The organism is Borrelia sp. RT5S (assembly GCF_021165755.1).
Lineage (GTDB): Bacteria > Spirochaetota > Spirochaetia > Borreliales > Borreliaceae > Borrelia.
In genome coordinates this window covers 1-20,171 of sequence record NZ_CP088941.1, presented here as the reverse complement: position 1 = coordinate 20,171, position 20,171 = coordinate 1, and the positions used below count along the sequence as shown (strand labels likewise).

Here is a 20,171-nt window from a genome sequence, read left to right as displayed (position 1 = left end):
CCACCTGTTGTCAATCTGATCTTAGTGTCCATTTTCATTACTGCCGCCTTTAACAAAAGTACCCAATGTCTAGATAGGGTCTTGTGTCAACTCTTTGGAATAGGAAGTCAAGTTGAGAAAGCACCTGCCTGAGTCTACACCTATCTTGTGCAGCCTTGCTGCACCTTGGATGAAACACCTCTGAATAGACGACATCTAGTAGTATTAATAGCCAGTTCTTGTAAGCAACGCTACTTGTGATGCTGTATAAATCCAATATGGCTGCTGCATAACGCAGTGATTCTGTAAGCTCACCTTTAAGGTGCACTGGTATTTCTACCACACCCTCATTAATGCAATAGGCTTTAAGGTAGTCAATTTGAGTGTTTACAATCCACATCCCAAGCCAATCATCTAGAGTAATGCCTTGTATTTCCATTCTAATCCTCTACTAGTTTATGGTCCTCTACTAATCTCGATCTCAACAACTTCTGCAGGCTCGAAGTGGATAACACCAGCTGATTCCATTGAAGCGTGAATGTAGTCCCCATCGGGAGCTGAGAATCTTCTGAAGAATATTTCAGGTATCATAGGAACAAACATGACCTCTGGATTGGGCTCGTAAAGCACTGGATGCTTAAGGCCTTTGAAAACTGAAGTTATGATATTGTGGTCGTCCTCTAGTGATTTTTTAATCTTAATGTATTGTGGTTCACTATATAGATCAGCTAGTAGATGTGAGAAGCTGTGTGGCAGCAGTAGGTGATAAACCCCGTCTAGCTTTTCCTTATGTTTCTCCGATTCACGCTTTGCAAGCACAACGCTGTCGTGCAGTGTGTACCCACTAGTAACAGAGGGTACTTTTATCGTGCTCCGGCCTGTAAGTGTGGCGATGCCTTCCATTTTAATGTGTGGCTTGCCAAAGATAATTGAATGGTATGCATCTTTCATAAGACCAAGTTCAAGATTAGACTTAACCTCATCTTCTGATACGGACCCATACATGAGGTCTTTTAAGGCAATGCGCTGCACTGTATCAAATACGTGCATCTTGTAGGCTACCTCTTGAAACGAAACGCTACTCCTACCAATCTCATTATTATAATCACCAAAACTTGCAGTAACGTTGTGCTCAAGTACTGCCTTCCTTGCAACGTAATATCCTTGCCTGAGGTCACTTCTGTTTATTATCTTGTATGGAACTAACTCCTCAAGACCGTCTTTTGCAAGCTGCAGTATGTCACCACTGTAGGCGCCGCTTGCTTCTGTGAAAATACTTCGACTCATATTAGCTCTCCTTTTTTAAATCCTTTTTTCTAATAAGTTTTAAGCAAACTTAAGTTTACCGTCTTTGTCATATTCAGGACCAATATTAATATCGAGTAGAACGATATTCTTATCACGAGGGTCCGTGTCCTTGACTCTACCAACCTGCACAACTCCCTCGCCACCATTACCATCCTTTACCAGTTTGTCACATTTTAAGAAGACAAGGTCACCAATCTTAGGGTCAGGCCACGCGTTGTCAAGCTTGACTACAATCTCACCAAACCTCCTAATCGGAATCATTTCTCCGGGGAAATAGTCTGGATTCTCATAAGCTTTAATATCTACTTTCCTTAATGCAAACCCCCGAACACTGCAGCCTCCATTACCAGCTGATGAGGGTGCCTTAACTAGAATGTCTCCCATGGGGCTTGACTTACCAGTAGCAAGCACAGGCATGCCGGCTTGTATTATGTCTGAATTAACGTCAACCACGGCCGTCTCGGTTTGGTTGGTACCACTCTTGTGATCAGAGCCTATTACAAATCTCTTCTCAATCGATGTAAAATCAAAATCAGGCATGTGCTAACCTCCTTTCCTTGTACCTTTGGGCTTTAGTATTATTAATAATCTTGCCTACCTCCCTATTTTGGGTGTTAACCATTTGTTTGTAGGCTGTATTCTCTTGAACCACAAGACATATATTGTCAATCTGTGAGTCAAGATCACCTGCCTCATCAACTTTAAACTTAGATACGCTATACTTGCGTTTCATAGCCTCAAGGAAGGCAAGTTTGGCTTCCTTAACACTAGTTGCATCCTTTACTGTTGATGGGATGTAGTACTCTTGGCATTTCTTCTCAAGCTCTGATAGCTTTTGTGAGTCTTTAAATGCATCAGCTTCTGCTTGCAGTCTTGCCTTGGTTAGTGAATTCCTTTCAATCTCAACCCTACGATCAATCTCCTCTCGTGGCATCATATCGGGTAGCTTTCGATATGCATCCTTGAGTCTCTTGTACTCATCTTGAGATATCGTAACGCTATCTCTTTGAGCAGCGTTGTCGCGGCTGGGCTTGTTACTTTGCTGCACTACTACCGCTGCCTCTGTATTGTTACCACCCTCTGGTTCAACAGCTCCTAATTCCATAGAAACTGCATCTAGCTCATCTTCTATTTGCATATTACCTCCTTTGCATGTTGCAAATATTTAAACTTTTCAAGTTCACTCTCTTTAACCTGCACTTCAATGTGTCCAAATTCTGGACTCCGTGTTTTATGCACTTCAATGTGTCCAAATTCTGGACTCCGTGTTTTATGCACTTCAATGTGTCCACTACTTTGCATAAAGCCTCCTCCACTATTCATTATTCAGGTAAGCTCTAAACTGAGCCTCAACCTGCTCCTTTAAGTCATCTCGACCCAACTCGGCAGCTTTTTGCATAAGTTCAAGATAAGTAGCTAGCGTGCGGGCGTGCTTCTCATCAATATCAGCTTGTTCCTTCTGACTCACGGGCTTTACAGCCTTAAAGCTCCAATTGGATTTTAGTTGAAACTTAGCAAGCACGGTATTAATGAAGGGAGCCACCATTAGTCTTGAGATCTGTTCGATATTAAGATAGAATATGTCGTAATTGCCAACGCTGCCCTCACCTGAAGGGGATACTGGATAGAGTATCTCTTTAGGAATGCCTGAGTGAAGTGTTACATCTGATACTATGATCTCGAATGCGTCACGTAGTGGACTTACGGAACGTGTTATGTTTGAGATATCGTCTTCTCTACCAAGGATCATCATCTTATGATTATCATCAAGCACACCATCTACATTGCGTTTAACCTCAGCAAGGTCAGCAGCAGTCATGTCTTTAACTGATGGCAGGGTAGCTGATTTAAGGAAAGTGAAGTTATTAACTTTTAGGAAGCCCACAGTTTCAATAAGTAGTGTGTTCATTATGCTACTGCTCTTGCGAAGTGCTGTAAAGTTTAGGAATGATGAGCTCATCTTAACGATACGTGTTGGGTGTATATTGTCATGTTTTGCCTCAGAGGTGCTCCACACCTCACCAAAGTTATGTGTGAGCACTGGAAATTCACGCCTTAGGGGTGTTGTGGCGTCCTCTGAGTCTGCTATTACTATATGAAATGAGCTTTCTCCTGTAAGAATTGCTGAGTACACCATGCGTTTGATGATCATTCTAAAGTTTTTGTTAAATAGGATATCAAGCCCGTCGCCCTTGTCGTGATAAATGTCTCTTGATGAGGCAAAGCCTGCATAAATCTCAGCTATTTGCTCAAATAGCCTTGAAGCATCGCATGGTGAGGCTGCCTCACTTACGGGCAGCAGTGCGGGGCCTCTTGTATCTTTTCTTCTCTTATTTAGAAAACTAAACTTAAGCACTTAATGCCTCCTACCTTTGCTTGTCTTTTAATGCCTTTTGGTAAGGAAATGGTGCTGACTAGATTTATGATCATTTTTCTAATCTCTTCTAGCATATACACTTACGCCTTCTATTTCCTTGTTTACAAACCCCTAGACTTGTATTAAAAAGACATGCTTTACTACGATTAACTTCTTTTAGCATATACATTTACTCTTACGGCCTTTTGTTCTACTTTTCATGAAAAAATGGAGACTACATTTAAGAAAGCTGGAATGTAGTCAAGCTCCTTTTGCATAACAATATTTCTAGCAACACCCTCCTCAGCATCGTCATCGTAGTAGTACTCAGTATCACTAAACTCCGATATTACACTTTCAGTTTCCTCATTTGCGATGACATTTAAATTACTAGGGATTAAATAATCGGATAGTGCATAAAGATTTTTATTGCGAGCAAGCAATGCACCCTTACCAAGACGAGAGAATACATTTGCAAGCTCAGCACGAGTATTTGGAAGCACGAAGACGCCCTTAAAGCGTTGTGTTTGGCAAGCATAATCTTCTCTTGAAAGTAAGACCTTGCATGCAGCATTAGTTACAATGGTTATTGGAAGGTATGCAATCCTGCCAATGAGCACTTCAAGGAAAGCTACTCTATTGCCTTTAATATGAACACCAGTGTAGTAGCTGCCCACAGTCCTTGCAAGTAGAGAGGCATCACAAATAGAGAAATCCTTAATAAGTCTTGCTGTTTGAAACTCAAACTCCTCACCTAATACCTCGATTCTGTAGCCAATATCATTTCCATGATAAGCAAGGCGTTGTTTTGCAAGCCATGCAGCCGTGTCCCCACCATTGAGGAATGGGTTGTCTTTGTATGTGCTCTTAATCACACACACGCTTGGGTCGTCTTGATTTGCAATATATCTCTTGTAAAGCCAGTGTGAGCGCGGTACGGGGTTGCTTGACATGTAAACGCGCCCACCGCGCTCTCGCATTGTGGGGAGTAGGTGCTGGATATCATCAGCTGTGAACTGATTTGCTTCCTCAATCCAGAGGTCTTTAAAGTGTGCATAAGATTTAAGATCGGATGTATTGTACCCGCCTTCAAATACAAATGCACGCCTGCGTCCATAAATTAAGTCCTTTGTCTCGATTTTTGCCTTACTAATATTAAATCTTCTTCTTAAAGAGTACCTCGCTAGTAATTCTAATATTTCCTTATGTATTGATTCTGTGGTTTTGTTTTTCTTCTTACGAATAGCTAGAGTATCACCACCCTGTGGGCTGAATTTCCTCTCAAGGTTAACTGTTGCAATATCATACGTCTTGCCTGTACCACGGCTTGAGTAGTATATGAAAACCTCAGCTTGGGGTTTGTCTTTGTATGCATTAAAGTAAACTGGAAGTCTTTTAAACTGCACCTTTATTCCTCTGCTTTTTTTTGTAGTCTAGCGATCTCATCTTCAGTATATGCAGCTGTTGTGGCGCTGTTTGCAAAAAAGTCATTATTACCCAGTATTAGCTTTTCTTTTCTAATAATGTCTAGTATTAAGTCCTCAACGTCACTCATGCCAAGAGTTGCGAAGAACATTCTAAATGCATGCAGGCTTGTTGCTAGTACATTACTGTTTGCAAATTCAACCATCTTTGTAAAAAATGCAGCTAGTAAGGCCTCGCGTGCGTCTCGAGCTCCATCTAGGGGTGGGTAGTGTTCTTTAATTAAATTCTCAAGTTGTGTCTTGTAATCAAATTCATCTGGTTCATTATTATTCATATTCTCCTCTCCTGTAAATCTAGTATTTCATCGTCCTCTTGTAAATCTTCTTCTACTTCCTCTTGTAGCTCCTCTTTGTTAAGTGTTGCCTGCAGCAACAAGCTGCATGCCCCATCTGGCGTGTACTCCTCATCTTCTTCAGCTGCCACAAAATGCCGCCCTTTTAAGTCTTTTAAGCTCTCTTTTGTTTGCTGAAGCAACACTTCTCGTGTATCACTAGTCCCATCTAGTGGAGGCAGCTCGTCTTCTTTTGCTTGATTCTCAAAACTCATATTAAATTCACCTATGCAACACTCACAAAATGCCGCCCTTTTAATTCTTCTTTGTTTTGAAGCAATACTCACAAAATGCCGCCCTTTTAGCTCTTCAAATCTCATACCTTTCAATCCTAAAGATCGTACCTATAAAATGCGATGTAAGCTAAATTACGAGGGCGTGTTTCCCTATCGTAGTTACTATACCCTCTAACTGTTTGTGTGTAGTAAGGCAATGAGAATGTTGAGATATGATCACCTGTGTCTAGATCATATACAAATCTGAAATAATCACCGCGGCTCCAGTAGTAGCTATCAGCGCGAGGCAGCCTTTCAAACTCATTTATTAAGCTGCCATAACCTATATTAAACTCATCAAGCTTGACACGATGTTTATGGTTTTGGAAAGCATCCTCTTGTGTAGTGCCCAAATTTAGAGAATACGAGTAATCATAGTGACGCGGGAACCTGCCTATGAGGTTAGGAGCTGAACTTATACCTAAAACGCGGCGTGCGTAGCAGCTTCTAGGCAAGCTCCTACCATCTGGTATGCAAAATTTATTTGTATTACTAAATGCAGTAATTAATACGTTTTTAGTCAATCTTGAACCCTCTTGAGCAAATTCTGGTGTAAGGGCGCCAATGGGAGTTTTCTTTAAGAAAAACTGCATCATGTGCTGCAGGTGTGCATCAAGATCATCTGGAAGCACGGGTGCGCTTCTATTTGTCTTGTAGTAAATGCGTTCGTTGCTGCTCTTCTTATCACAAACAGCAAACTCGTCACGGTCTGCTACATAAATAGGCTGCCCTGCATCCCCTGTGTAGTGTGCAGCAGCTGCAGCATCACCTAATCCAAATTGTATTCGAGTGCACGCCGTCTGGATTCTTTTCTTTATATCCTCATAATCTTGGTTACTAATGCTCATAAGTTCACCAATCATACCTGTAAAATGAGATGTAAGTTAGGTTTTTAGGGCGTGTTTCATTAGCGTAATTACCACTAGCAGCCTGTCCAGTATCATCTGGGAATGAATATCTTGAGATTCGCTGAGTAAGTGTCATGTTGTAGACAAATCTTAAATATCCACTTGACCAATCACCAGAACGCCTCAGCTCGCTAAAGCCATCAACAAGCCAACCCGAAAAATCAAGTGCATCGCTATCTTCTCTAAATCCATGGTAGTGGTCTTGGAAGGCATCGCTTTGATGCGATCCAATGCCGCGAGGTGTGTCAGCTGATCCATAAGGATCATAGTGACGCATGAACCTGCCTACGAGGTTGGGTGCAGAGCTTATACCAAATCTAGTCCTTACATAGCAATCAGCAGGCAAGCTCCTACCATCTGGTACACAAAATTTCTTAGTGCCCTCGAAAGCCTCAACGAGCTTGCTTCTAGTTAAAGGGTATCCCTCTTGAGCGAAAGCATTTGTTAGAAAACTTGGGTATGTATTGTCAAGACACGTATCTATTAGGTGCTTAAGATACCCATCTATGGTCTCTTCAGTCTTTGGAACGCCTTTGTTTACAGGATAGTAAATGCGGTCCTGACTAGTCTTGCCATCACAAACAGCAAAGGCCTCGCGGTCTTCTACATAAATAGGCTCGCCTGCAGCTCCTATGTAGTCTGCAGCAGCAGCAGCATCTCCTACTCCAAACTGGATCTTAACATTATCAGCTTGTAGTCTTCTCTTAATCTCAAGCCAATCCTCATCACTTATCCCCACTAGGCTACCTCCCTCTCTTGGGTGTCTATTGTATTCTCTTTGTATGTATTAGCATCAACTACTCTGCTAAGCACACCTTGTTTGGTTTCCTTTACAAAAGCGATCTTGTTCTTCTCATGTATATCACGTGTGAGTAAGTCTTGAGTTTGAGTGCTTGCAAGCCCAACGTCGTTTGATGTGAATATGTTATCAGTAAGGCGTGCCCTGCTTACATGCTCAAGTTGCAAGGCTGTGCCTGAGTTGTTGCTAAACTGGCTGCCCTGTACCCTAACACTAGAGAACTTGGAAAGCTTGACTGCATTCTTATTCCCATTAAAATCAGAATTTCTAATCAAAATATTGTCTCCACTAGCCGTGGCTGCTCGAGTAGACGAGCTTACTTGTGTGTCCATTATGTTCATATTACGTACACCTGACACCCTCCATGCAGCAGCAGTGCCTCTAAACTGTGCATCTTCAAGTAAAATCTTCTCGACTCCCTCTGTTTGTAGTGCGGTGCCCAGATTACAACTAAACTTCATGTCTTTAAGGTAAACAAAGGAAGCGTTTGTTGCATAAATGGAAGCACGCTTTTCCTCAACAAGTCCATAAACGGAACAAAGACTTAATGATGCAGCCTCAGCAAACCTATTGCCTAACAGGTACTCATCGCATTGATCTAGTAATGCTACATCTACTGCTTCTACTGCGTCTTGTGCATTTACTGCTGCTGCTTCTACTGCGTCTTCTACTACTGCGCCTACTGCATCAACAACTTCATAAACAGCTTCCGGCTGTGGGTACTCAGCAAGCTTGCCACCACTTATTAAGAGCTCACTCATGCGAGACTGACACACACTAAACCCTGTCATCTTGAAAGCCTTTTGTGCACTAAATACATTAGTAGCAAAGCCACCAGTATATACTGTTGTTTTGCTATCACCTTTAAGTTCAAGGTTGTCAAGCAGTAGGGGTGTGTAGAAGTAAAAGTCACCTGCAAGTAGCCTGATCTTGTTTACACCCTCTCTTTTTGCAAGCTGTATAGCAAGCTTAATTGTCTCCTCGTCTTTAAAACCTGTAGCTTTAAAGTGTGGTCTTGTATTCTCTTGCTGCTCTTCAAAAAAATCATCCTCATAAACATCGTCTTGCTTGTATTGATCATGGTTAAAAGGAGCCACTATTACCTCCCTTAAGAAAAGCTTCGAATCAACAGCCCCTATGTGCTTAGATGTAGTCAGGTAATCATAATGGGAGTAATCCCCCCATGTAAGTCCCTCATACTCAAAGAAGCGAGTTTGCATATCAAAACGCACATATTTTTTTGAAAGTATTAAGAAGAAATGGTCAAGCTCTTCATCCTCAAGCTTAAGCCTGACGAAATCTGTAAGCTGTAGTTCTTGTTTTGACTTAAAATTGACTATCGTGTGTCCCTTAACTCTTAAGTTAGTTAGGAAGTCAAAGAGCCTTACTGCTGAGTCTGGATCAAATATGAACCTTGTTGCATACTCAGCTCGTTTAGCATAAAAATCATCAGCATTGTCAGTTTGCATTATGTTGCGTACGGTTGTATAGAAAACATCCCCATAAATATCAAAGTAGTATATGTATTTTGATCCTTGAGAGGTTGATTCATTTACAAACCATAATTTGGCTTTTGTAGGGAAGTACTCCTCATGCACTAATTTGATACTTGAGTCAGCACTAAACCTTGCCTCAAGATTATGTGTTGATATTATTGCTAAGTTTTCATTTAAAGCATACTTATCATGCCACACTTCATGTCTGGTAAAATCCCATTTGTATGCAGTATCAAACCAAGTAGGATCATACTCTTGATAAACAGCACTGCCAGCCTTGTCTGCAAAATCAGGATAAACCACTCCCTTTTGCAGCACACCCACATACATCCCGCCGCCCGTGCCTGCCACGTTAATGGGTGCTGAGTAGAGCGGTCGCTTCTTTGCTATTGCCTCGCTTTTAGCTTGAAACTGGCCCTGCCGCCAAATAATGCGATTTGAATCATAGCTACTAGCGCTGCTTTTTGAACAGACATAGCTTGCAGCGTCAATACTGCAAAGCTGCACCTCACGCTTTACTACCTCTGATCTCCATATGGGCAGTATTACTAGCTTGCCTGCTCCCGTGAATGTGTATGCATAACCAAATTCGTAAAGAAGAGCCGATAGAATTGTCTCAACGTCCTCTCCACTATCAATAATTACAGCAGGCACGCGCTCCAAAATAGCCTCAGAAGCTTCATTATCAACAGAATTAGCTAGTTTAGTCTTGGCAAGTATCAGGTGCACTATTGACTGGTCTTGCGTGTAAGGGTTATACACGTAAAGCCAATCAGGAGCAAAATTGACTGGGAATTGTACTGGATTCTCAAACGAGATACGTAGCAATTTGGAATAATCATTTACAGTAAAGCTAATAGATGCGGTTGCCTCTAGTACCTCTCTTGTAAAGAATTTTTCCAGTATTCCAGCAAATAGAGGGCTGCTGCCCTCCTTTACTACTACAAATATGTCGTCCTGTCTGAAGAATAGAAAGTTGAGAAATTCATTTGAAAGACCTGCTGCTGCAAACTTGAACACGCTTGAGGCTGTCTTGAGTGTGGGGTCTACAATCCTTTGCTCCAGTGTCACGCTTGTAATGTCAGTGTAGGGAGTAAGATCAAAGAGCTGTCCTTCGTCTGTGAAGAACACGATATCAAGCTCATCCTCACCACACGAAAGCTCTTCTTCTTCAAGCTCATCAGGATTAAGTTCATCAGGAGCCTCAGGCACCTCAAGAGGCACACCAGCTGCACCACCTACTCTAGTTGAGTCCTCGCGTGTCCTCTCATCAACTGCCTCTTGATCAATTACTTCTGGTTGGGCTGCCTCAGCTTCAACTACTTCTGGTTGTGCAGCTACTTCTTCTTCAGGCATTAGCTACTCCAAGCTAGTCTTGCTGTACTTAGCATAAATGCTCCTAGCTATAGGTTTGCTCTCTTCTGCATATTTCTTGTAGTAAGCAATTCGAGCCCTAAGGCCAGCCTCACCAAGCCCGCCTTGGTACTCTGGATCAAAATTTCCAAAGTATGGAAATTGCTCTGATGGGTAGTAATCACCTACGTACTTCCTAGCATCAACAAGCCATGCATTAAGTTTTAAGCAATACTTGTAAAGCTCAGCTTCATTAGCAACTAATATTTCAATATCCTCACCAGCCTGCATGCTGGGTTCTTGTGGTAGCGTTGCTATGCTGCGGCATGAGATTATTAGGAGCAGTAGCAACGGCAACACCGGTGGTATTAAAATAAGTTTGTTGTCTTTAAACATACTACGCATCCTCCTCTTCAAGGCGTCCAAGAGCCTCCTTACCAGCACGACCACGCTCCGCTATAAGCTTATCGTAAGCTTCCCAACCACCTTCTGAGTGCAGACTTGCTGCGGCCTTGTCTGCTATGTCTATGGCAGCCTGAAGCTTTGCTTTAATGAGCTGTGCTGCCTTCCTCTCGTTAGCCTGCTCTATATGATCCCGAACAGAGGTGACGAAATTTATTACTGCATTTGTAATATCAAGACCCTGTTTTGCAAGTACAACACCAGCCTCACCACCAAGCTTATCAACTATAGCCTGCTGTTGTGCTGCAGCATCGAGGATCCTATTAACACTTTTTATAATGTTCAATTGATCTCCCTTAATGGTTTAAATTAACCTTTAACCAGCGTTTAATTAAAGAAACCATTAAAATATTAACTAAACCCTTTCTTAATTAATAACGATTTTTAAATAATCTTTACAATTTTTAAATACTACTTTAAATTAAATTCATACTAGTTACTAAACTAAATACCTTCTAGTGATTCTTTAAGGTTTTCAAATTGTTGTTTGTAAAAAGATAGACGATCCTTAACAGGACCTGTGAGCTTCTTATCGAGTAGCTTAAACACCCGTAGACTTAAAAGGGAGCCACTCCTTACTGCTTGAGAGTTGCCAAGTGAATCCCATACAACCTCACGCCCGCTGCCTAGAACCACGAAATGATGCAGCCCACTCTCATTATCTTTGTACTGACCAACAAGCATGTCCTCATCCCCTGCTACATAACTAACATCGTGGTGTTTGTCCTTGTAGCAAACATGCTCGTCAAGTCCAAGGCACGCTAGTATTAAATTTGGGCTTTCTACATAAGAATTTTGTGCTCTCAAGCTTCCTAGTGATGCTAAACTTTTATATAGAAGGTCAACTTCAAACTTATCAAAACACTTCTCAACCCCGTCCTTAATCTCTTTTACAACTAATGCTAAGAATAGTATGCATAGAAAATAGCAGCCATAATCAGCAATAACAGGACTATTTGTTCTAAAGCTGTGCTGTAAGGGCAGTACAAGCCTATGCTTTTCAACCTCAACCACACGACTTACCACTAAAGCCTGCCCCCGCGCCTGCTGACACGCGCCTTCAAGCAGTTCAGATTTGTGCTTACGTAAGAAGTAGTCTTTAAGTGCTCCGTAGAGCATGTGGTAAATAAACTTTAATATTTTATCTCTCATTTTAAATGTCTCTTCTTTATTCTTAAATATTTTTATGTCTCGTCTCTTTTATGTCTCGTCTCTTCACTAATAAGACTAGTTAAACGCACCAATTCTTGTTTAATAGCTACGATGTCTACTCTTTGCTTGCCTAAACTGTTTGCAAGCTCTCTATGTGCATCCCGCTGGCTAGTAAACTCGTCTGTTAAATCGGTAAGCTGGTGTTTTAACACCTCAAGCCTGCCCTTAAGGGTATCTAGTGAGGATTCAAGCACAGGGTCTCTTCTTAAATCTAGAATCTCTTGTCTAAATTCGGATAAAAATCCCTTAAGTGCATATGTTGCATATGTTCCAAGTCCGGATGTTCCTAAGAATACTGCAGTTACTATGCTTCCAATAATGCCTAGCTGTTTTCCAGTACTCACCTAAATACCTCCCATGATAAACAGTAACCTCATCCCCGCAGCAAGCCACAAAAATGAGGCGCCCGCCTTGTTTCTTTTATGGAACCTTGTTATAGAATCATTAAATTACAAAACAATTAACCACACAAACTACATCAAATATTTGGTAAAAGCAAATATTTGATGTCTTTTTCATAAAAAATTTCATTATAATAAAATTAAAAGCTACTAATACGCGTAATTATGCCTTTATATCAAATATTATAAATAAATTTCATTATAAATACTGTTATAAATTTAATTATATATTTCATTATAATAATATTTATAATGAAATATACTTATAAGTATATTGAATTTTGTATAATAATCAGGAGTTTTTATGGAAGTTATAGATGAAATTAAATTATTTGAAGCTAAAGAGGCAGCAGAAATACTTGAATCGGAGTACAACTACAAAATTATGCCTCATAATTTAAGCGCTAAAGCACGTAAGATTAATGCATTTATCGTGTTTAAAGGCGTTGAGTACCTTCCAGAGGACGTAATCCCTCTTTTAGTGGATAACCTTCATCGTCATGATGTTAAAAAAAGAATTCAAATGCAAGTCTATGGAATCATACAAGATGTCAATAAAGTTATTGAAAAATATCAAAAACAAGACAAACAAGACAAATCTGACACAGATCTTTCTCTAGCTCTATTTAAGCATAATATAGAAAAAAACGTAGAAAAAAACGTAGAAAAAAAAGTAGATAGAAGATTTGCACAAAGAGATAGGGAAATAAAGGAGCTTAAAAATCAAGTGCAGGAGCTTAAAAATCAAGTGCAGGAGTTGTTGGCTGCAAAAAAACAGAAGGCGATGCTATTTCTAAAGCAAATAATGAGGATATCGAGGTAAATTCAGTCAGGGGTGTAAGCAATATCTCTAAAAACAATAAAGAAAAAAAAGATATTTAATCTACACCATAAGAGTTAAAACCTCAAGCAATCAAACTAAGATCCTATATAGGATATTTAGGCTTGCCTAAATTTAATATTTTTTAAAAAAAGAAAAGTAGCTAGTTGATAACTTATTAAAAGTAATTAAATTAAATTTATTAACTAGCTATTTATGTTTATTAGTATTTCATTAAATCTTTAATAATTCAATAAAATTATCCTAGCATTTATTGATAAATTGGCGTGATTGGTATAGTATTTAGTCTATGAAAATATTAAATCAACCGTTTACTAGAATTAGTGGTAAGGTATGGAAAAAAGATAGTTTCGTATTGCATAGATTAGATCGTACCTTTATAATTAGATAACAAAAAAATAAAGTCTTAGTTGATAGCTAAGACTGAACGAAACCCTCGAGACACTAATAAAAATCCCAACCGTCTCGAAGGGCAAATAGGTAGGTAAATGATAACAGACCACAGAAAAAAATACAATACTAAACCCACCCCAAATAAGAAAAAACGTGAAGATTTATTACTAAACAGGCTTATGAAGCTTAATGAGAGCAAGGATGCAGCTAGTTGTGGCAAGATTAAGGTATTTCAGGTTCAGGATATCATAAAACGCAAGTCTTATAGAGGCGATAGGCTTCATAAGATATACTGGACAGTTAATGCTAAGAACAAGCAATATAAGCATTTAAATCAAAGATATTCTGCTTCTGATATCTATTTAATATGCATGGACTTACTAGAAAGAGATGGACAGAAGAAAGTAAGCAAACGCACCATACAAAACGACATAAAGCTTTTAAACCAAATGGGATTACTTAAAACAGTAACTATACGATTTGGTGTGGATAAGGGAAGCACTTCCTTTTATATGCAAAACATGGAGCTTGCAAGCAAATACAAACAAATAATTGATACTTATTTAGAAAAACAGCTCATAGAGGGACTTAAAGATAAGATTATCATTGGGGATTTTGATGAGCATATTGCTAGTGTAAAATTTGATCAAAATCCGTTCGATACAGATCAAGCAATAAATGTCGATGAAAGTACAATCAGTTTAAATGAAGTAGTAAGTAAAGTCATTAGTGAAGTAGCTGGTAAAGTAGCTAATGAAGTAATAAGTGAAGTAGCTGGTGAAGTAATAACACCTGAAGAGATCAATATGAGAGTAGCTAAAGAAAAGAAAGAAAAGAAATCTAGGAAGCTAAAGGCTAGTTTGGAAACTAAATCGAATAAATCGGATAAGAAGCAAAAGGAAGGCATTAAGCAGCAGCAAGCAATTTCGCATGGGAGGGTATCGGATCCTATGAAACCTAATAATAACTATAGTAAGAATTCTATAGAAGTGAATAAAGAAAAAAGACTAGAAAAAGTAAACACGACTCAAGTAAAGAGAGGGAGAGTAGTAAGCAGGCTTGCTGTTGAGTATAAAATAAGCAGTAGGTACATGAATGAGATTAGTAAGCATTGCATTAATGAAGCAACCTACATCAATGCAATGCTTAACTTAGAGACAGCACTTAAACAGTATGAGAAGGAATACAGCATTAAAGATATCGCTAGTAACTTTAAAGAACAATTTATTAGTAGGTACAAGAGGAAAATATGGATGATGATGAAGAGGAAAGATGAAGTTGTTAGTGACTATCACATAATATGGGAATTAAGGTTTAAGGATAAGTATAAAGCTAAGAATAGTGAGAGTAAACGAGAAGGTAAAGCAATAGAAGTTAATAAGGAAACTAGAAGCATCATATTTAGTGTATTAATAGACTCACTAGAAAGGGGTCCTTATAGGAAATGTTTTCCAAATCTAGCTTCAAGTGACTTAAGAAAAACGGTAAGGCTTTATATGAATTCTCTTGGTGATAAGTTAAGCTATAAAGGAATTCTTAATAATTCTTATTACTACAACATACTAGATAGACTTAAAAAAAACTACACGCCGCGAGGGGCTTGTGGTGGGTTTGTAACACCAAAAGAGAGTATTACACATCAAAGAAGTAACATTTTTGTAAATAAAGGCTTTAAAAGCAGCACTTTAAGGGAGGTAAGATGAGGTTTAGACCTAAACACGTAGCAGTAAAGGCTTGGATTAGAAGAGATAAGTTTTGGAAAATTTACAAGAGCCGTGACATACAAGAGAAGAGTCAGGATGCTAGTATTACTAATTTTCCAGTCCTTACTGCACAAGACATGAATTGGGATTACATATATGCTTATGTGCTTGAATGGATTGAAAAGAAATGCAAGGCTAGAGGTGATATTGTAGTTAAGAAACAGGATAATGAATATTTATGTGAAACAAAGAGTTGTTTCAGGTTTAATACCATACTTGATGCCCTTTATAAGGATTTTAAGGAAATATTTATCGCTAGACTAGTTAAAGCAGCTCCAGTCAAAGAACCAGTGCCGCAGCAGCAAGAGGCACTACAACAAGATCAGCAAGTAGATGTGCAGCCTGCAGCACCGCATGCAGCATTGCAACAAGAGGACGTTGATCCACTTGCTGTACCACAACAAGAGCAAGTAGCTGTACCACTACAAGATAGGAGCGCCGCACCTGTTAGGAAAGGGAAGAAACAAGCTCCTGATTTAGAAGCAAGAGTAGATGCAAGAGTAGAAGAAGAACTACAACCAAAGCCTGCTCTTAAGAGAAAAGAAAAGGGAAAAGATTCATAGGATTCACCGATAACTAGTATTATTTTTAAAGAAAAGTATTTAATAATAAGTATTATCAAGTATTATTGTCAAATAAATCGTAATCTAATATTTTTTACTAGTAACTCCACATGGCTATTAATTAGTATTGCTATATATTGTATAATATAGTATGGGTTTAATAGATGTATCTAGTGTTAAACTAGAAACTTATCAACAGGATTCTGTAATGCTTAAGGAAAGTGTTTGAAAATAGGTATGTATAGGGACTTACTTTGCAGTAAGGTGAGTAGGTAATTTTTACAAAAGAGAATATTTGTATGCAAGCAGGGTTTTTTTATTTCTTTGGTAGGTCTTCTACTACTGAAGGGAATAGGAAGATTTATAGATCACATCTTTATGAAAAGTTAATCTCAATTGAAGCTGATCCAGATCAGAGGTGGTTAAAGATTTTCTTTGAAAGGACTGATGATAAAGGTAGTAGGTATTTTTATCTCTTTACTAGAGATGGGACAAATGGCGAGTTTATCTCTTGTACTTTCTTTAAAACCCCCATCAGTTATGGTCTTGATATTAATTTCTTAGATGGCAATTTAAATATCTTTTGTCAAGATAAGCAGTCTTTAGAGACTTTAAAAGCTAGGGCTGAGGAGTTTTTAGGGGCGCCTCGACAGGATGCTCTTAAGAAGAAGGCTGCAGTAAAACAGGCTGTAGTAAAGAAGGCTGTTGTTAAGCTTAAGAAGACAAGAGTGCTTCTACGGCGTGTTGTTAAGAAGGCTTGAGGTTTAAGGTAAATCTATTAGTTGCCAAGTATAAGAGAACAGCAATGCAAGTGCACTGCTGTTAAGTGTTTTAATTAAGAGTACCTCGAGATAAATCAAAGTACCAAGTCGGTTATGGATTCCATCATGTGAAATCTAAAGGATTTCAGTATAATAGGTTTATTATATGTAGAAGTAAGTATATCCAAATAAATAGCAAAAACACGAAAATAGCCTAATTTTTATCAAAAAACCCAGTAATGCATAAAACAGCCTTATCAACTCCATATTACTTAAACAAGATAATAAAAAAAAAGAGGACTTAATCTCTAAGTTGAAATTTATTAGTTTGAGAGATAAGAGAGTTAAGTCCCCTTTAGGGTCCCTAAGGGACCATAAGGATCTACAACATATATTCCAGCATTTCGAGTCTGTTATACACGAAATTACCTAAGTCTATATAGAAAACTATATCCAAATAGTGAGTAAAAACAAAAAATAGCCTAATTTTTTAGAGCAAAAAAAGTAAGAGTGCCTTAAAAGAGAAGCCTAAATGCAGTTGTTAACGCACGCACTAAGCTGGCGGTCGGGAGCTGGCGCCCCCAATAGGTTTTGTGCTCTATACGAAAAACCGACCGCTTCGTGCGTAAAAATAGCTATATTGGGTAAGGCAAGGATTAGTAATCCTTACCTTGCAATTATAACTTAATAATTAAATAAAACAAGTCCTAATTAAATTATAGTTAACAAAAGTATTGAAGTTGGTAAGTTAAGAGGTATCCTTTACTTTATAAATCTTTTAGGCAGTGCGGTTTTGTTGCAATGCCACTGGAGTGTTTGTATGAGAAGGTTTAATTGGTTGAATATGCTGGGCATGTTTATGTGCTTGCAGAGCGGGTATGGGTTTGTGGAGTATGAGTGGGAGTTGCTTGCTCTAGCAGGGCTTTAGGTCTCTACTAGCTCTTTCTAATAGGTAGTTACATGAGCTTTTTATTAACGCTGGGCGGTGAATTACTTGTGTATACTCCAGTAATTATATTGTTTGGAGTTCCTATGCTCTTACTAGTAAGAAAGTCTTTCCTTAAGCAAGCTAGACAAGATGAGATTAAAGAAGAGTTAGAGCGAAGGCTTAGGAAGTTTGAGGCCTTAGTAAAGAAGAATCAGGGGTCCCCTAAAGCTAGGGAAACTAAATTTAGGTTTCAAGTCTTAAGGGTAGTTCTTATTGTTCTAATACTTTCTCTTTTCCTTACAGCGGTTCTAGCTTACGTGTATATGCTATACCTGTTTTTCATGGTTAGGGGTGCTTTGGGAAGTTTTTAAGATAAGCTATTAGTGATTTTGTCCCTAAATGGTGGTTAGGGAAATTAATGTTTTGGAAGTTATGTTGCTAATTTATTTACTGCTTGCTGTTGCAGTGGGGGCTTTTGTGGGGTTTGGTATCCTAAATGTATTTAGTCTGAGTAACATGCAGGATGAAGATGATTAGCATTTAGGCTAGTGCAGAAGACGAGATAAGAGGTGTTTTCTTTGTCTATAAGTAGATCTGTAGTTAATGCCTTTCTCTTCTGTTTTAATCCTAAGATAGGTATTAAGTGTGTGGATTGTCTTCTGAGTACCATCATCCTCTGTTAAGAATTCTTCTACTAAACGAGCTATGGTTTTCTTAAAACGCGAGTCACTCATCTTATAATGAGATAGGTTAGCTTTGTTTATCTGTATGGGTTTAAACGAGTCTATATACTCTATTTTACTTGCAAGGTTTATTGTATCAATATCAACTAGTTCTATTCCACACCCTTGAGTACGAGCAGGCAACCCTGATTGTTTGATTAGAATAACATCGTATATTTTACTTAAAGTCTTTATAGTAATATTGCTGTTAAATAAGTGTTTAATTATCCTATTAAGCTTCCAAGCAATAATATGAGAATCGGTGTTCTTATAAACAAGAGATCGCATAACAGCAACGACAACACCAGCATCGCAAAGAGTATGTCTTGTAATCTCTTCTTCTATAAGATCTGATTTGTAAACAATAGTCTTGCTATCCTTTTGCTTAACCATAACCTTATGTCGTATATGAGAAAAAGGAACACCAGTAGCCATCATCAAACCGATTAGATTAAATTTAGTATTACTTGATTCTAGTAAATACGCAGCCAGTTTAATAAACTGGTCAGGATTTACAAAAAGAGGCATGTCAACAAACTCAGTCTCTTTTCTTTTTCTAAAAATAGTTTTAAAACTAGAGAATAAATTAAGCATTTATTAGGAAGTATACCTCATTTGTGTAGCAACATCAAATATGTAACTCTTTCATTTAAGCTTGTACTCTTTATTAAATAGTACCCAAGGGAGTAGTAGTATTAGGGGGATCTTAACTTAGAATGGATATTGTGCTTCCTTTTTAAATAAAAACATGAGCACTTTATGTTTTTATTCATTATTTAGAGATATATTACTAGATATATACTAAATATATTTACTCACTTTAGATATTTACTTATTATAAAGAAGTTTTATAATAAGTAAGTTTTTGCATTTTCAGTTAGGGGCGGCAGAGCTTGTTTTTGACACACATGATTTGCTGCTTCTTCATTTAAATAAAAACATGAGCACTTTTATGTTTTTACTCATTATTTAGATATACTTACTTACTATAGAATACAATTTCTATAACACATATTTTCTCAAGTAGAGGCGGCAGGTCTTTCTAAAGACCACCCATTCATGTTTTTGCTGCTTCTTCATTTAAATAAAAAATATAGCCACTTATTAAAGTGACTATATTTTCTTATAAAAACTTCTTGCTTTAGTGCATTTATTAAAAAAGCAGTCCTAAAGACTAGATCGTGACTTAAATAATTATAGCATTAATAAGTGTTTTATCAAAGAATTATCCCTTAGGCAGGGTATAAAGTATTGGTATTAAAGTTAAGAAAAGACCAATAATAAATGTAATAATAGTACCAAACATCCACTTGATTGACTTTGAAGCACTAGCAATATCATTCTTCAACTCAGTTCTAACAGCAGCAATTTCAGTCCTTACAATAGCAATCTCGTGCTTTAATCTGTCCTCTAAATTTTTCCAGTAACAAGCCGAATTTATCTTCTAAATATTCCAAGTCCTTATAAGTAAGCTCATTGTGATAGTACCGTTTAGATAAGTCATCAGCAACAAACTTCTGCATGCCTAACTTTACAAACTCATCATAAATAATTTCTTGAGTTACATGTTGTCTAGTAAGAACTTCAGTATTTAAAGATTGTGCTTGCATTTTGAAATGACCTCAAAATAATTATAACATTAGTACTTGTTATTATCAAATAGTAGAAGTATACTTAACACAAGGAAAATGCAACAAGTGTATATTTTTGTGCATCAATTGTACTTTTTCAAAACTTAACAAACATCTTTTGTATATTTTCGTGCAACAAGAGTAAGTTTTAGTGTAGCAAGAGTATATTTTCGTGCAGCACCAGTCAACACATCTGTACTAAAT

The 20,171-nt window shown here is 38.1% G+C and carries 24 protein-coding genes; 6 read left to right on the top strand and 18 right to left on the bottom strand.

The features are described 5' to 3' along the window. Positions 1-49 precede the first annotated feature (49 nt). The 16 genes from LSO06_RS05215 to LSO06_RS05140 form a co-directional block, all read right to left on the bottom strand. A complete protein-coding gene (locus LSO06_RS05215; protein ID WP_231761049.1) occupies positions 50-418 on the bottom strand; it encodes a hypothetical protein in 369 nt (122 codons plus the stop codon). A 17-nt stretch (positions 419-435) separates the two neighbouring features. Next, positions 436-1,266 carry a hypothetical protein gene (locus LSO06_RS05210; RefSeq protein WP_231761048.1) on the bottom strand — a complete coding sequence of 277 codons (831 nt, stop codon included), beginning with the start codon at positions 1,264-1,266 and terminating at the stop codon, positions 436-438. A 39-nt stretch (positions 1,267-1,305) separates the two neighbouring features. Further along, entirely contained in the window at positions 1,306-1,827 is a 522-nt protein-coding gene (locus LSO06_RS05205; RefSeq protein WP_231761047.1) for a structural cement protein Gp24, read from the bottom strand. After that, on the bottom strand, positions 1,820-2,425 hold the full coding sequence (locus LSO06_RS05200) for a terminase (protein ID WP_231761046.1): 606 nt from the start codon (positions 2,423-2,425) through the stop codon (positions 1,820-1,822). The genes LSO06_RS05205 and LSO06_RS05200 overlap by 8 nt, the downstream gene beginning before the upstream one ends. Continuing rightward, positions 2,416-2,589: a hypothetical protein gene (locus LSO06_RS05195; protein ID WP_231761045.1), complete on the bottom strand. Its 174-nt coding sequence runs from the start codon at positions 2,587-2,589 to the stop codon at positions 2,416-2,418. The genes LSO06_RS05200 and LSO06_RS05195 overlap by 10 nt, the downstream gene beginning before the upstream one ends. 13 nt (positions 2,590-2,602) lie before the next feature. After that, positions 2,603-3,643 carry an anti-CBASS protein Acb1 family protein gene (locus LSO06_RS05190; protein WP_231761044.1) on the bottom strand — a complete coding sequence of 347 codons (1,041 nt, stop codon included), beginning with the start codon at positions 3,641-3,643 and terminating at the stop codon, positions 2,603-2,605. 218 nt (positions 3,644-3,861) lie between these two features. After that, complete coding sequence (locus LSO06_RS05185) at positions 3,862-5,049, bottom strand: PBSX family phage terminase large subunit (RefSeq protein WP_231761043.1); 1,188 nt, start codon at positions 5,047-5,049, stop codon at positions 3,862-3,864. Positions 5,050-5,051: 2 nt separating this feature from the next. Further along, positions 5,052-5,402, bottom strand: a complete 351-nt coding sequence (locus LSO06_RS05180) for a hypothetical protein (protein ID WP_231761042.1) — start codon at positions 5,400-5,402, stop codon at positions 5,052-5,054. After that, complete coding sequence (locus tag LSO06_RS05175) at positions 5,399-5,779, bottom strand: hypothetical protein (RefSeq protein WP_231761041.1); 381 nt, start codon at positions 5,777-5,779, stop codon at positions 5,399-5,401. The genes LSO06_RS05180 and LSO06_RS05175 overlap by 4 nt, the downstream gene beginning before the upstream one ends. An 11-nt stretch (positions 5,780-5,790) precedes the next feature. Continuing rightward, complete coding sequence (locus tag LSO06_RS05170) at positions 5,791-6,582, bottom strand: hypothetical protein (protein ID WP_231761040.1); 792 nt, start codon at positions 6,580-6,582, stop codon at positions 5,791-5,793. 4 nt (positions 6,583-6,586) lie between these two features. Continuing rightward, positions 6,587-7,381 (bottom strand): hypothetical protein, encoded by a 795-nt coding sequence (locus tag LSO06_RS05165; protein WP_231761039.1) that lies wholly within the window; start codon positions 7,379-7,381, stop codon positions 6,587-6,589. Continuing rightward, positions 7,381-10,293, bottom strand: a complete 2,913-nt coding sequence (locus LSO06_RS05160; RefSeq protein WP_231761038.1) for a right-handed parallel beta-helix repeat-containing protein — start codon at positions 10,291-10,293, stop codon at positions 7,381-7,383. Before LSO06_RS05160 ends, LSO06_RS05165 begins: the two co-directional genes overlap by 1 nt. Before the next feature lie 3 nt (positions 10,294-10,296). Continuing rightward, positions 10,297-10,686 (bottom strand): BBA14 family lipoprotein, encoded by a 390-nt coding sequence (locus LSO06_RS05155; RefSeq protein ID WP_231761037.1) that lies wholly within the window; start codon positions 10,684-10,686, stop codon positions 10,297-10,299. 1 nt (position 10,687) lies between these two features. Continuing rightward, positions 10,688-11,038, bottom strand: a complete 351-nt coding sequence (locus LSO06_RS05150; RefSeq protein ID WP_231761036.1) for a hypothetical protein — start codon at positions 11,036-11,038, stop codon at positions 10,688-10,690. Positions 11,039-11,196: 158 nt separating this feature from the next. Beyond that, positions 11,197-11,904 carry a DUF261 family protein gene (locus LSO06_RS05145; protein WP_231761035.1) on the bottom strand — a complete coding sequence of 236 codons (708 nt, stop codon included), beginning with the start codon at positions 11,902-11,904 and terminating at the stop codon, positions 11,197-11,199. A gap of 32 nt (positions 11,905-11,936) precedes the next feature. Next, positions 11,937-12,308 carry a hypothetical protein gene (locus LSO06_RS05140; protein WP_231761034.1) on the bottom strand — a complete coding sequence of 124 codons (372 nt, stop codon included), beginning with the start codon at positions 12,306-12,308 and terminating at the stop codon, positions 11,937-11,939. A 361-nt stretch (positions 12,309-12,669) separates the two neighbouring features. Between LSO06_RS05140 and LSO06_RS05135 the strand changes: the two genes are divergently transcribed. The 6 genes from LSO06_RS05135 to LSO06_RS05110 all read left to right on the top strand — a co-directional run bounded on the left by LSO06_RS05135 (position 12,670) and on the right by LSO06_RS05110 (position 18,151). Beyond that, a complete protein-coding gene (locus tag LSO06_RS05135; RefSeq protein WP_231761033.1) occupies positions 12,670-13,188 on the top strand; it encodes a hypothetical protein in 519 nt (172 codons plus the stop codon). 506 nt (positions 13,189-13,694) lie between these two features. Further along, positions 13,695-15,302 (top strand): plasmid maintenance protein, encoded by a 1,608-nt coding sequence (locus LSO06_RS05130; RefSeq protein WP_231761032.1) that lies wholly within the window; start codon positions 13,695-13,697, stop codon positions 15,300-15,302. Further along, positions 15,299-15,925, top strand: coding sequence for a hypothetical protein (locus LSO06_RS05125; protein ID WP_231761031.1), 627 nt, complete (start codon positions 15,299-15,301; stop codon positions 15,923-15,925). Before LSO06_RS05130 ends, LSO06_RS05125 begins: the two co-directional genes overlap by 4 nt. Positions 15,926-16,224: 299 nt before the next feature. Then, positions 16,225-16,686, top strand: a complete 462-nt coding sequence (locus tag LSO06_RS05120; protein ID WP_231761030.1) for a hypothetical protein — start codon at positions 16,225-16,227, stop codon at positions 16,684-16,686. 1,032 nt (positions 16,687-17,718) lie between these two features. After that, a complete protein-coding gene (locus tag LSO06_RS05115; protein WP_231761029.1) occupies positions 17,719-17,985 on the top strand; it encodes a hypothetical protein in 267 nt (88 codons plus the stop codon). A 28-nt stretch (positions 17,986-18,013) separates the two neighbouring features. After that, the gene (locus tag LSO06_RS05110) at positions 18,014-18,151 is read left to right on the top strand and encodes a hypothetical protein (RefSeq protein WP_231761028.1); all 138 of its coding nucleotides are present in this window, start codon (positions 18,014-18,016) and stop codon (positions 18,149-18,151) included. A gap of 8 nt (positions 18,152-18,159) precedes the next feature. On the opposite strand, the gene LSO06_RS05105 is transcribed toward LSO06_RS05110, so the two are convergent. Further along, on the bottom strand, positions 18,160-18,930 hold the full coding sequence (locus LSO06_RS05105; protein WP_231761027.1) for a hypothetical protein: 771 nt from the start codon (positions 18,928-18,930) through the stop codon (positions 18,160-18,162). A gap of 776 nt (positions 18,931-19,706) precedes the next feature. Then, the gene (gene bdr, locus LSO06_RS05100) at positions 19,707-19,946 is read right to left on the bottom strand and encodes a Bdr family repetitive protein (protein ID WP_231761026.1); all 240 of its coding nucleotides are present in this window, start codon (positions 19,944-19,946) and stop codon (positions 19,707-19,709) included. Positions 19,947-20,171: the final 225 nt, after the last annotated feature.

Coding starts and splice junctions, on each gene's coding strand:
- LSO06_RS05215 (WP_231761049.1), bottom strand. CDS start 418: ATGGAAATACAAGGCATTACTCTAGATGATTGGCTTGGGATGTGGATT.
- LSO06_RS05210 (WP_231761048.1), bottom strand. CDS start 1,266: ATGAGTCGAAGTATTTTCACAGAAGCAAGCGGCGCCTACAGTGGTGAC.
- LSO06_RS05205 (WP_231761047.1), bottom strand. CDS start 1,827: ATGCCTGATTTTGATTTTACATCGATTGAGAAGAGATTTGTAATAGGC.
- LSO06_RS05200 (WP_231761046.1), bottom strand. CDS start 2,425: ATGCAAATAGAAGATGAGCTAGATGCAGTTTCTATGGAATTAGGAGCT.
- LSO06_RS05195 (WP_231761045.1), bottom strand. CDS start 2,589: ATGCAAAGTAGTGGACACATTGAAGTGCATAAAACACGGAGTCCAGAA.
- LSO06_RS05180 (WP_231761042.1), bottom strand. CDS start 5,402: ATGAATAATAATGAACCAGATGAATTTGATTACAAGACACAACTTGAG.
- LSO06_RS05175 (WP_231761041.1), bottom strand. CDS start 5,779: ATGAGATTTGAAGAGCTAAAAGGGCGGCATTTTGTGAGTATTGCTTCA.
- LSO06_RS05170 (WP_231761040.1), bottom strand. CDS start 6,582: ATGAGCATTAGTAACCAAGATTATGAGGATATAAAGAAAAGAATCCAG.
- LSO06_RS05160 (WP_231761038.1), bottom strand. CDS start 10,293: ATGCCTGAAGAAGAAGTAGCTGCACAACCAGAAGTAGTTGAAGCTGAG.
- LSO06_RS05155 (WP_231761037.1), bottom strand. CDS start 10,686: ATGTTTAAAGACAACAAACTTATTTTAATACCACCGGTGTTGCCGTTG.
- LSO06_RS05145 (WP_231761035.1), bottom strand. CDS start 11,904: ATGAGAGATAAAATATTAAAGTTTATTTACCACATGCTCTACGGAGCA.
- LSO06_RS05135 (WP_231761033.1), top strand. CDS start 12,670: ATGGAAGTTATAGATGAAATTAAATTATTTGAAGCTAAAGAGGCAGCA.
- LSO06_RS05130 (WP_231761032.1), top strand. CDS start 13,695: ATGATAACAGACCACAGAAAAAAATACAATACTAAACCCACCCCAAAT.
- LSO06_RS05125 (WP_231761031.1), top strand. CDS start 15,299: ATGAGGTTTAGACCTAAACACGTAGCAGTAAAGGCTTGGATTAGAAGA.
- LSO06_RS05120 (WP_231761030.1), top strand. CDS start 16,225: ATGCAAGCAGGGTTTTTTTATTTCTTTGGTAGGTCTTCTACTACTGAA.
- LSO06_RS05115 (WP_231761029.1), top strand. CDS start 17,719: ATGCTCTTACTAGTAAGAAAGTCTTTCCTTAAGCAAGCTAGACAAGAT.
- LSO06_RS05110 (WP_231761028.1), top strand. CDS start 18,014: ATGGTGGTTAGGGAAATTAATGTTTTGGAAGTTATGTTGCTAATTTAT.
- LSO06_RS05105 (WP_231761027.1), bottom strand. CDS start 18,930: ATGCTTAATTTATTCTCTAGTTTTAAAACTATTTTTAGAAAAAGAAAA.
- bdr (WP_231761026.1), bottom strand. CDS start 19,946: ATGCAAGCACAATCTTTAAATACTGAAGTTCTTACTAGACAACATGTA.